Origin of the sequence: Sandarakinorhabdus sp. (assembly GCF_031422795.1) — a bacterium.
GTDB lineage: Bacteria > Pseudomonadota > Alphaproteobacteria > Sphingomonadales > Sphingomonadaceae > Sandarakinorhabdus.
Genome location: NZ_JANPML010000154.1, coordinates 1 through 10,183 on the forward strand (window position 1 = coordinate 1; position 10,183 = coordinate 10,183).

General features: G+C 64.6%; 13 protein-coding genes. 4 read left to right on the forward strand and 9 right to left on the reverse strand.

The features are described 5' to 3' along the window. The coding region (locus tag RMO81_RS05725) for an ATP phosphoribosyltransferase regulatory subunit (protein ID WP_409049588.1) at positions 1-344 on the reverse strand (344 nt) is incomplete at its 3' end. A 122-nt stretch (positions 345-466) separates the two neighbouring features. Between RMO81_RS05725 and RMO81_RS05730 the strand changes: the two genes are divergently transcribed. Beyond that, positions 467-2,380, forward strand: coding sequence for a M61 family metallopeptidase (locus RMO81_RS05730; RefSeq protein WP_409049589.1), 1,914 nt, complete (start codon positions 467-469; stop codon positions 2,378-2,380). Between the two features lie 4 nt (positions 2,381-2,384). Here the strand turns inward: RMO81_RS05730 and RMO81_RS05735 are convergent, their stop codons facing one another. After that, positions 2,385-2,720: an SMR family transporter gene (locus tag RMO81_RS05735; protein WP_310474812.1), complete on the reverse strand. Its 336-nt coding sequence runs from the start codon at positions 2,718-2,720 to the stop codon at positions 2,385-2,387. A gap of 108 nt (positions 2,721-2,828) precedes the next feature. Between RMO81_RS05735 and ppa the strand changes: the two genes are divergently transcribed. Further along, on the forward strand, positions 2,829-3,413 hold the full coding sequence (ppa, locus tag RMO81_RS05740; RefSeq protein WP_310474813.1) for an inorganic diphosphatase: 585 nt from the start codon (positions 2,829-2,831) through the stop codon (positions 3,411-3,413). Positions 3,414-3,454: 41 nt separating this feature from the next. Here the strand turns inward: ppa and RMO81_RS05745 are convergent, their stop codons facing one another. From RMO81_RS05745 to RMO81_RS05770, 6 genes are all read right to left on the reverse strand, one after another. After that, positions 3,455-4,855: a hypothetical protein gene (locus RMO81_RS05745; RefSeq protein WP_310474814.1), complete on the reverse strand. Its 1,401-nt coding sequence runs from the start codon at positions 4,853-4,855 to the stop codon at positions 3,455-3,457. Next, entirely contained in the window at positions 4,836-5,327 is a 492-nt protein-coding gene (locus RMO81_RS05750; RefSeq protein WP_310474815.1) for a GNAT family N-acetyltransferase, read from the reverse strand. The genes RMO81_RS05745 and RMO81_RS05750 overlap by 20 nt, the downstream gene beginning before the upstream one ends. Positions 5,328-5,347: 20 nt before the next feature. Continuing rightward, positions 5,348-5,530 carry a hypothetical protein gene (locus tag RMO81_RS05755; RefSeq protein WP_310474816.1) on the reverse strand — a complete coding sequence of 61 codons (183 nt, stop codon included), beginning with the start codon at positions 5,528-5,530 and terminating at the stop codon, positions 5,348-5,350. Next, complete coding sequence (locus tag RMO81_RS05760; protein WP_310474817.1) at positions 5,527-5,856, reverse strand: hypothetical protein; 330 nt, start codon at positions 5,854-5,856, stop codon at positions 5,527-5,529. The genes RMO81_RS05755 and RMO81_RS05760 overlap by 4 nt, the downstream gene beginning before the upstream one ends. A 2-nt stretch (positions 5,857-5,858) precedes the next feature. After that, on the reverse strand, positions 5,859-6,983 hold the full coding sequence (gene ispG, locus RMO81_RS05765; RefSeq protein WP_310474818.1) for a flavodoxin-dependent (E)-4-hydroxy-3-methylbut-2-enyl-diphosphate synthase: 1,125 nt from the start codon (positions 6,981-6,983) through the stop codon (positions 5,859-5,861). Between the two features lie 88 nt (positions 6,984-7,071). Beyond that, entirely contained in the window at positions 7,072-7,674 is a 603-nt protein-coding gene (locus tag RMO81_RS05770) for a DUF4126 domain-containing protein (RefSeq protein ID WP_310474819.1), read from the reverse strand. 67 nt (positions 7,675-7,741) lie between these two features. Here RMO81_RS05770 and RMO81_RS05775 point away from each other — a divergent pair, with 67 nt between their 5' ends. Both RMO81_RS05775 and RMO81_RS05780 read left to right on the forward strand, forming a co-directional pair. Next, entirely contained in the window at positions 7,742-8,554 is an 813-nt protein-coding gene (locus RMO81_RS05775; protein ID WP_310474820.1) for an NUDIX hydrolase, read from the forward strand. 72 nt (positions 8,555-8,626) lie between these two features. After that, positions 8,627-8,896, forward strand: coding sequence for a hypothetical protein (locus RMO81_RS05780; protein ID WP_310474821.1), 270 nt, complete (start codon positions 8,627-8,629; stop codon positions 8,894-8,896). Between the two features lie 15 nt (positions 8,897-8,911). Here the strand turns inward: RMO81_RS05780 and RMO81_RS05785 are convergent. Continuing rightward, on the reverse strand, positions 8,912-10,183 hold a 1,272-nt coding region (locus RMO81_RS05785), incomplete at its 5' end, for a carboxyl transferase domain-containing protein (RefSeq protein ID WP_310474822.1).

A 10,183-nucleotide genomic window follows, 5' to 3' on the forward strand; every position in this document is an offset into this window, starting at 1 on the left:
AGCTGGTGAAACTGGCGGAAGCGACCCTTTTGCGGGCGTTCGTAGCGGAACAATGGCCCCCACGCCGCCAGCTTCAACGGCGCCAGCTGCTGCCAGCCATTTTCGATGTAGGCACGCGCGATGCCGGCGGTGAATTCGGGCCGCAGGCACATGGCATTGCCGCCGCGATCGGTGAATTCATACATTTCCTTGGACACGACATCGGTCGTCTCGCCTAGGGAGCGTGCAAACACGGCGGTGCTTTCGAACACCGGCACTTCCACCCGGCCAAAGCCGTGCAGCTTGCGCACGCGGTTGAACGTTTCGATCACATGGTCGAAGCGGGCGGCCGCCTCGCCGATCATGTCTTGGGTACCCCGAGGTTTTTGCGGTGCCTTGCTCATGGCCGCGGGCATAAGCGAGTGCGCGGTGCGGTGCAACATTTGCCCCCCTTCCCTGCGGCGCAGTGCTTCGCTAACCAAGGGCCATGCGCTCACTCCTGCTTATCGCCGCCGCACTGGTTGCCACCCCTGTGCTTGCCCAACGCTCCATGCCGCAGCCGCTGCCGATCATCGATGCGGTGCCGGCCGCGCGGGACATGGCCTTCCCCGGCACCATGCGGCTGCACGTGGACGCAACCGATACCCAGCGCGGCGTGTTCAAGGTGGAGCAAATCATCCCGGTGCCGCCCGAACTGGCGGGCAAGCGCATGGCGCTGTTGTTCCCCAAATTCCTGCCCGGCAAGCACGCAGCGCGCGGCGAGATCGAGAAGCTGGCCGGTCTTGAAATCCGTGCCCAAGGCCAGTTGCTGCGCTGGCAGCGTGATCCGGTCGATGTCTATGCCTTCTGGGTTGATGTGCCAGCCGGCGCCGCCGCGCTTGATGTGCGCTTCCAGTTCCTTTCCGCCACCGATGGGCCGCAGGGGCGCATCATCGTCACCTCCGACATGCTCAACCTGCAGCCCAACAGTGTGTCGCTCTATCCAGCGGGCTGGTTCACGCGGGCTATCCCCGTGTCATTGTCCGTCACCTGGCCGCAGGGCTGGCAGGCGGCATCGGCCCTGCGGGAAGCCAGCCGCGATGGCAGCCGCATCACCTATCAGACGGTCGATTACGAGACATTGGTGGACAGCCCGTTCTTTGCCGGTCGCCATTTCGCCAAATGGGATCTGGGCAGCAATGTCACATTGAATGTCGTGGCCGATGAAGCGCGGTTTCTGAATGCCACGCCGGAACAGGTTGAAAAGCACAAGGCGCTGGTGAGCCAAGCGCTGAAGTTGTTCGGCACCCGCCAGTTTGATCATTATGATCTGCTGCTGTCGCTGACCGAGAAGATGGGCGGGATCGGGCTGGAGCATCACCGTTCTTCCGAAAACGGGGTGGACACCGGTTATTTCACCGACTGGGAAAAGGGCCCCGGCCGGCGCAACCTGTTGCCGCATGAATTCACCCACAGCTGGAACGGCAAGCACCGGCGCGGCGCCGATCTGGTCACGCCGGATTTCCGCACGCCAATGCGCAATTCGATGCTGTGGGTGTATGAAGGCCAAACGCAATTCTGGGGCTATGTGCTGCAGGCGCGGTCCGGGTTGGTGAGCGTGGCGGACACAATGGACCAACTGGCCGGCATCGCGGCCACGCTGGACAACCGCCCGGCACGCAGCTGGCGCAGCCTGGATGATACCACCAACGATCCGCTGATCACGCCGCGCGCGCCCAAGGGCTGGCTGAGCTTCCAGCGCAGCGAGGATTATTACAACGAGGGGATGCTGATCTGGCTGGAAGCCGACGCCATCATCCGGCGGGAAAGCGGCGGCACCCGCGGCCTTGATGATTTTGCACGCCGTTTTTTTGGCACCGGCGAAGGCGATTGGGGCGTGAAGCCGTATGATTTCAACAGTCTCGTTGCCGAACTATATGCCGTGCAGCGCTATGATTGGGCCGGGTTGCTCACACGTCGGCTCACCGAGAAAGCGACAAGCGCGCCGTTGAAGGGCCTTGAACTGGCCGGCTGGAAGCTGGTCTATCTCGACAAGCCAACAACCGCCTTCACCGATGCCAACCGGCGCCAGGTGAACCTGAGCTTTTCGGGCGGGCTGCTGCTGGGCACTGCGGGCAAGGTGGAACAAGTGCTGTGGAACAGCGCCGCCTTTGATGCCGGGCTGGTGGTGGGTGATGTGCTGCTGGCGGTGAACGAGCTGCCTTACAGCGATGATGCGCTGCGGGCAGCGGTGACGGCGGCAAAAGGCGGCAGCACACCGATCCGGCTGCTGGTGAAAACCGATGACCGGGTGCGAACCGTCGATTGGGCGTGGCACGGCGGCTTGCGCTATCCACGATTGGAACGCATCGGCCCGGCAAAGCAGACGCCGCTGGAGATGCTGCTGGCGGCGAGAAAGTAAGCGGTCAGCCCAGCGCTTTCAGGCCCACGATGCAGCCGATCAGGCCGATCACCAGCAGCCCGCGCACCAGCGACATTGGTTCGGCATAACAGGCCACGCCGATGATGGCGGTGGCCGCAGCGCCAATGCCGGCCCATACCGCATAGGCCGTGCCCATCGGGATATGCCGTCCGGCCAGCGCCAACAGGCCCATTGATGCGGTGACCGACACCAGAAAGGCGATCAGCGCGCCAATATTGCGGCCGCCATCAATGTGGCGCAGCGCCGTGGTAAAGCCAGCCTCGAACAGTCCGCCGAGGAACAGCGCACCCCAGGCCCAGTTTGCCGCCCAGAATGCCATCACCAACCCCCTTCTCGATCCAAGATCCAATCGTCCGCGGCATTTGGCACGTGGACTTTATTGACGCAGCCCCGTAACCGGCCCGCCATAGGCCTACAGGAGATTCCCATGCGTATCGATGCCATCCCGATTGGCGTTGCCCCGCCGCACGATCTGAACGTCGTGATCGAATGCCCGCTGGGCGGTGAGCCGGTGAAATATGAGCTCGACAAGGCGTCCGGCGCGCTGTTCGTGGATCGCATCCTGCACACGGCCATGCGCTATCCGTGCAACTATGGGTTCGTCCCGCACACGCTGGCCGACGATGGCGACCCCATCGACGCGCTGATCGTGGCCCGCTCGCCGTTCATCCCCGGCTCCATCGCCCGTGTGCGGCCGGTGGGCGTGCTGATGATGGAAGATGATGCCGGCGGTGATGTCAAACTGATCTGCGTTTCGGTCAACAAGGTCTATCCTTATTATTCCGACGTGCAGGAATACACCGATCTGCCCAAGATCGTGCTCGATCAGATCGAACATTTCTTCACCCACTACAAGGATCTGGAGCCCGGCAAATGGGTGAAGTGCCAGGGCTTTGAAGGCAAGGCCACCGCCGAGCGGCTGGTGATGGAATCCATCGAACGCTACAACGCCGCCAAGGCCGGTGAACTGGCGCTGGAGCCCAAGGAACACCCTGGCGCGCCGCGCGGGTAAGTTGCACCTTGCCCCGGCCGGCATTGTGCAGGCCGGGGCTGTCAGCCAATCATCTTCTGCAGATTTGCCATCGCCGCCATCGCGGCCGGCCGCAGTTGCATGAGGATGGCGATCTTGTCGGCTTCATCGGGCTGTACGTCGCGAACTACCGCGCCAAAACCATCCAGCCGGCAATTGTTGATCCACTGCATCAGCGCAGGATGCTGTGACCAGGCCCCTTGATTGAAGATATTGACCAGCGCCGCGCGCGGAAAATCGGCGATGCCGTCGGGCAGTGGCACCGCTGTGGTCAGCGCATTCTGGGCCGCTTCGCTGTCCACATGAGCCTCCACCCACGCGATCATCGCCGCGCTGAATGCCGGCTGCGGCAGCCTGATCATCTGCGGCACGATGCGGCCGGGCTGAAACACCGGCACCGGCGGCCGGCGCTCAACAGCGGTCGCGGTGCAATCGACAAACAATGTGCCCGGCGCGGTGGCGCGCTCGCCCCGTTCCATCACCATCCGGCCTGCTTCCAGCGCCTGCACCCGGCCCTGCCGGATCACATCAGTGATGCGTTGCAAAACGGTGATCTCGGCTTCAGACGCGATGGCATAGTGAAACATTTCGGGCAGCACATCGCGGTGGATGCGGTGCATATAGCCACAGGCTTCCAGCCGCGCGAACAGATCGGCGGCATCACTCGCCTGCCCCTGTGCCTGCATCAGTCGCAGCTGGCCGCCGATCGCCTCGTCAAAAAAGGCCTGGCCCGGCTGCACGGATTTGCGATTGAAAAACCACGAGGCCCGCGGCGCCACCCAGCTGATCATGTCGGGCGTGGCACCGGCATTCAGCAGCCAGATGATCGTGTCCATCCCGGTTTTGCCGGCGCCGAGCACGGTGAAATGCCGGGGCATCGCGGCGGGATTGCGCCACAGGTGCGGCAGATCATTGGGCGGCACGATGCGCACCCCATCTGCAACCGAAAATTTGCGCGTGTGCGTGGCCGGCACGTTGGTGCCGAGATAGGTTGAATCGACTGTCTTGCGGGCGATCCGCACCTGGGTTTCCACACCCGAAACAAGACTGACAATGCGGCCATCGTCGGCATATTCGCTCATCGGGAAATAGCGTACGCGTGCCGTAGGCAGCAGCACCCGGTTCATCACCTGATCGTAATAGGCGCTGACTTCCGGCCCGGAGGCCAGCTCATACAACCCGGCATTCAGCCCGTGGCTGTCGATACGCCCTGACCCCAGCGGCAGCGATGCGACGCCATAAAAGGCCGAGGGCTGGTGCAGGGTGACGAACGGATAGGCATCGTTCCAATGCCCGCCCGGTTTGGCATGGCGATCAACGATGGTGATGGTGGCTTCGGGCAATTCGGTCAGCAGCGTGTCGACAAAGGCCAGGCCCATCGCGCCGGCACCGATCACCAGATAATCAGTCTCGATCGTTTCCATCGCCTGTCCCCGCCAGCTTGCTCAACGCGTCGCCATCAAGACGCATCACGGTCCAGCCGTCCATCAGTTTTGCACCCAGCGACGTGTAAAAACCGATGGCCGGCGTGTTCCAATCCAGCACGCTCCATTCAAACCGGCTATAGCCGCGCGCCACACAGATCTGCGCCAGATGCGCCAGCAACGCCTTGCCGGTGCCACTGCCGCGCGCCGTGGGCTGCACGAACAGATCTTCCAGATACAGGCCGGGTTTGCCGGTCCAGGTCGAAAAATTGGTGAAGAACAGCGCGAGGCCCACCGGCTGCCCGTCCTGCTCGGCCAGCACGCATTCGGCCACCGGCCGTTCGCCAAACAGCGCGCGATCAAGATCGGCGTGGGTTGCCTTCACCGCGTCCGGTTCTTTTTCATAGATCGCCAGTTCAACGATCAATTGGTGGATGGCGGGAATATCGGCGGGGGTGGCAAAACGGATCATGCTGACGGAATGGCGGCAGATCAGGCGCGGCGCAAGCCCCGCAACCGCAGGGCCCGCAACCACAGGGCGATGCCGGCCATCGACCACGCCGCCACCAGCGCCAGCAGCGCCAATTGCCAGCGTTCGTCGATCAACCAGACCAGCGCCGCTATCTTGGCCAGGCCCACGCCCAGCCACAACCCGGCGCTGGCAAGACGGATCACAGCATTCGCCCCATCGCCTTGAACATCCACATCACGCTGAAAAAGGCGAGGCTGACGGATGGGATGGCAAACAGCCAATAGCGCGAGCCGCGATCAACCCGGTCGGGCTGCCACAGCCGTTTCAGCAGCCAAGCCAACGCCGCCGGGCCGGTGAGGCCGGCGATCCAGGTGATGCGGTCGGCATCAAAGCCCAACCCGAACGCTTCGAGCAGCACGACCAGTGCGCCCAGCCCGAAACACCAGAGCGCTACGCCATAGCCATAGGCGACGGCTTGCTGGCGCACGGGTTCTTCCACCCGGCGCGGGCGCGGTGGGCCGCCGTGCATGATTATGCGGCGGCTGCTGCCGCTGCGGCGTTGATGGCGTCGATCTCGGCGGCCTTGGCTTCGACCAGTTTCACGATGTGCTCAAGCATGGCTTCGCTGTCGATCACGTGATCGCTGATGCCGGACAGGAACACCGCGTGCCGGCCATTGCCGCCGCCGGTGAGGCCGATATCGGTTTCGCGCGCTTCGCCGGGGCCATTGACGACGCAGCCCAGCACCGACAGCGACAGCGGCGTGGTGATGTGCGCCAGCCGGGTTTCCAGCGCCTCCACGGTGCGCACCACGTCAAAGCCCTGGCGAGCGCACGACGGGCACGACACCACGCGCACGCCGCGGGCACGAATGCCGAGCGATTTGAGGATGTGATAGCCAACCTTCACTTCCTCCACCGGATCGGCCGACAGCGACACGCGGATGGTATCCCCAACGCCCGCCCACAGCAGCATGCCCATGCCGATGGAGGATTTGACCGTGCCACCCTGCAGCCCGCCGGCTTCGGTGATGCCCAGATGCAGCGGATAATCGCAGACTTCGGCCAAGCCATTATAAGCAGCGACCGCCAGAAACACGTCGCTGGCCTTCACGCTGATCTTGAATTCGTGGAAATCTTCGTCCTGCAGATATTTCATATGCTCCAGCGCGCTTTCCACCAGCGCCTCCGGGCAAGGCTCGCCATATTTTTCGAGCAGATGCTTTTCAAGGCTGCCGGCGTTCACGCCGATGCGGATGGCGCAGCCGTTGGCCTTGGCAGCGTTCACCACTTCGCGGATGCGTTCGCGGCTGCCGATGTTGCCGGGGTTGATGCGCAGGCAGGCAGCGCCGGCATCGGCGGCTTCCAACGCGCGTTTGTAATGAAAGTGGATGTCGGCCACGATCGGCACCTTGGCGGCGCGGGTGATCTGGCGGAAAGCGGCGGTGGATTCCTTGGTTGGGCAACTGACGCGGATGATATCGGCGCCCACGTCTTCGCAGGCGCGGATCTGATCGATCGTCGCTCCGGCGTCCTCGGTGGGGGTGTTGGTCATGGTTTGCACGGCGATGGGGGCATCACCGCCCACCGGCACCTTGCCCACCATGATTTGCCGGCTCTTGCGGCGGGTGATGTCACGCCAGGGACGAACGCTCATTGCAACGGGGCTCCCGAGAAGTTCCCACGCCTCTATCGCAAGCCCGCGCCGCCGCCAAGCGCCGAGGTGGCACAGCGTTATCAGGGCGTCATGATGGCGGCGCGGCGCTTCGGCGCGGCAACAGCCGGCCCAGCAGTTTCCAGCCCAGCCACAGCAGCACGCCGGTCGCCACCAGCAACATCCCCGCCAGCGCTGCCGCCCATTCGGGATGCGCCGCCACCAGCCACAGCGCGGCCGCCGTCAGCCCGTCTTCGGCCAGCGATACGATGATGTTGCTGAACGGTTCCGGGCTGGTGTTGATCAGCGCGCGGCCGCCAGCCTTTGCCGCATGGCTGGCCAGCGCTGCACCGCCGCCCAGTAGCAGCGCCGCAATCTGCCACACCGGATCGGCCGGGCCGATGACGGCAAGTGCAATCAACGCGCCGCCCAGCGGCCGGATCAACGTGTGCAGCGCGTCCCACAGGCTATCGAGCCAGGCCAGTTTGTCGGCAAAAAATTCGGCCAGCGTGCCCAGGCCGGCAAGGCCAAGCAGCAGCGGATGGCCCAGCACGGCCAGTGTTTCTGGTGCCGGCACGCCCATGCCCGCGCCAAACCGCGCCCACAGGCCGGCCGCCAGCGCCACGGCATATAGCCGCCAGCCCGCCAGCAACGAAAGGCTGCCCGCCACGCCGACCAGTTCCACCGCTGTCATTCCGACCCTCCTTCGGCCCATTAATAGCACAGGGGATGCCGGGCACGACATGCGCTAGAATCGACTGATGTCTGACCCTGCAAAACCCGTTTCCATCCAGGCCGCCACCGTCATCCTCGCCCGCGAAGGGCCGGGTGGCGTGCCCGAATTTCTGCTCGTCCAGCGCGGCGAACAACTGGCCTTTGCCGGCGGCGCCCTGGTGTTTCCAGGTGGCCGCGTTGATGCCAGCGACATTCACATCGCCCGCAACGAAATGCTGGCCATGGGCTTCGGCGGCCTCGATGATCTCGATGCCGCCGCCCGCATCACCTGTGCCCGCGAAGCGCTGGAGGAAACCGGTGTGCTGCTGACCGAGGGGCCCCACCCCGACGAAGCCGCGCTGGCGCATGCGCGTTCTCAGCTCGCCGCCGGGCCGGACGAAGCCGAAGCCGTTGGCTTTGCCGCCATGCTGGGCGCCATGGGCCACCAGGTGGATGCCGCGCGCTTCATCCCGTTTGCCCGCTGGGAACCGCCGTCCGCCGCCGCCATCGTGCGCCGCTTTGATACACGCTTCTACCTCGCAGATGCCGGCCGGTCCGCCAGCGCCGCCATCACGCCCGATGGCTTTGAAGCCAAGGCGCTGCGCTGGACCACCGCCGCGCAGGCCATCGCCGATTACGAGGCCGGCACGGCGGCGATGGTGTTCCCCACCTGGTGCAACATGCACCGATTGGCGCAATATCAAACGCTGGCCCATCTGTTCGAACGCATCAGCGCCCTGCCCGCCCCCTATGTGCAGCCGGCCTTCGAGGTGATCGACGGCGAACCCTGGCTCACCATCCCGGACGGCATTGATTATCCGGTGACCCGCGACCGCGTGAACAATCTGCGCCGCGAATAAGGCCCGGCAACGAGGGATTGCAGTGGTGTCAGCCGTTGATAGGCTGCCCACTTGCAACTGGAGACTGTTCTGATGCGCTTGTTCCTCGCTATCACACTGCTGGCCGCTGCCCCCGCTTTCGCGCAAGACACGCCGCCCGCCTCCCCGCGCGAACGGCTGATCGCCGCTGATGCCAACAAGGATGGCAAGTGGAGCAAGGAAGAATGGCTCGCCGCCGGCCGCCGCGAGATGGGCTTTGCCATGATCGATGCGGACAAGGATGGGTTTGTGACGCAGCCCGAACTGATGGAAGGCATGAAGCGCATGCAGGCGATGGGGATGACGCCGCCACCGCAGGATTGATGTGCGCGCTCCCCCTCAGGGCCGCAGCCCCCGCCCTTTCCCTCCCGGCTTCAACCCCCGCTGCGCCATGTTCGCAAACCGGCACAGTTCCGCCCGTGTGGCGCGCGGATCGATGATCGCCTCCACGCCGAATTTTTCCGCCGTGCGAAACGGCGATCGCACTTGTTCCAGCCTGGCCTTGATTTCGGCCAGCATCGCTGCCGGGTCCTCCGCAGCTTCCAGGTCGGCGCGATAGGCCGCCTCCAGCCCGCCAGCGATGGGCAGCGATCCCCAATCGCCCGATGGCCACGCCATCCGCCAGCGGAAACGGTCTGCCGGGGCGTGGCCACTGCCGGCCATGCCATAGGCCTTGCGCATCACCACGCAGCACCAGGGTACGGATGATTGATATATGGCGGCTAAGGCTCTGGAACCCCAACGAATTGTGGCTTCTTCCTCGGCCCGCCTGCCAATCAGGAAGCCGGGATTATCAACCAGCTGGATGATCGGCAGGTGGAATGTATCCGCCAGATCAACCATGCGTTCGACCTTGCGGGCGGTTGCTGCTGTCCACAATCCGCCCAGGCTTTCCGGGTTCGACGCCACGATGGCCACCGGCCAGCCATCAAGCCGGGCCAGGCCGGTCACGACGCCGGTGCCCCACTCCCGCCCGATTTCGAACCAGCTGCCTTTGTCCACCACCGCTTCCACGATGGGTCGTACCGGATAGAGCCGGCGCGGATCGCGCGGCACGGCGCCGATCAACCATTCTTCGGACCGGCTCGCCGGATCGCGGCAGGCCGCGCGGGCCGGCAGTTCCTCCACCGACGACGGCAGGTAGGACAGGAACCAGCGTGTGCGGGCATAGGCTTCGGCTTCGCTCGCCACCCGATCATCCACTGCGCCATTGGCTGCGTGGATGGCAGCGCCCCCCAGTTCCTCCTTGGTGCGCTGCTCACCGGCAGCCGCGACCACCGGTGGCCCAGCCACGAACATCTGGGCCACCCCATCCACCAGCAGCGAATAATGCGCCATGACCATCCGTCCGGCGCCCAGCCCAGCTACGGGGCCCAGGCCCAACGCCACCACCGGCACCTTGGACAGGTTGGCTGTCATCAGTTCCCAGCCGGGGATTTTCGGGATGTAGGTGTAACCGGCGGTTTCCAACGTGCGCACGCTGCCGCCGCCGCCAGTGCCTTCGATCATGCGGATCAGCGGCAGGCGATATTCGCTGGCCAACTGTTCGGCCGCGATCAGCTTGCGGTGCAGGCTGGCATCGGCCGCCCCGCCGCGCACGGTGAAATCATC

Bases quoted from the DNA above. Each gene is read 5' to 3' on its own strand.
- RMO81_RS05730 (WP_409049589.1), top strand. From the start codon at position 467: ATGCGCTCACTCCTGCTTATCGCCGCCGCACTGGTTGCCACCCCTGTG.
- RMO81_RS05735 (WP_310474812.1), bottom strand. From the start codon at position 2,720: ATGGCATTCTGGGCGGCAAACTGGGCCTGGGGTGCGCTGTTCCTCGGC.
- ppa (WP_310474813.1), top strand. From the start codon at position 2,829: ATGCGTATCGATGCCATCCCGATTGGCGTTGCCCCGCCGCACGATCTG.
- RMO81_RS05745 (WP_310474814.1), bottom strand. From the start codon at position 4,855: ATGGAAACGATCGAGACTGATTATCTGGTGATCGGTGCCGGCGCGATG.
- RMO81_RS05750 (WP_310474815.1), bottom strand. From the start codon at position 5,327: ATGATCCGTTTTGCCACCCCCGCCGATATTCCCGCCATCCACCAATTG.
- RMO81_RS05760 (WP_310474817.1), bottom strand. From the start codon at position 5,856: ATGCACGGCGGCCCACCGCGCCCGCGCCGGGTGGAAGAACCCGTGCGC.
- ispG (WP_310474818.1), bottom strand. From the start codon at position 6,983: ATGAGCGTTCGTCCCTGGCGTGACATCACCCGCCGCAAGAGCCGGCAA.
- RMO81_RS05770 (WP_310474819.1), bottom strand. From the start codon at position 7,674: ATGACAGCGGTGGAACTGGTCGGCGTGGCGGGCAGCCTTTCGTTGCTG.
- RMO81_RS05775 (WP_310474820.1), top strand. From the start codon at position 7,742: ATGTCTGACCCTGCAAAACCCGTTTCCATCCAGGCCGCCACCGTCATC.
- RMO81_RS05780 (WP_310474821.1), top strand. From the start codon at position 8,627: ATGCGCTTGTTCCTCGCTATCACACTGCTGGCCGCTGCCCCCGCTTTC.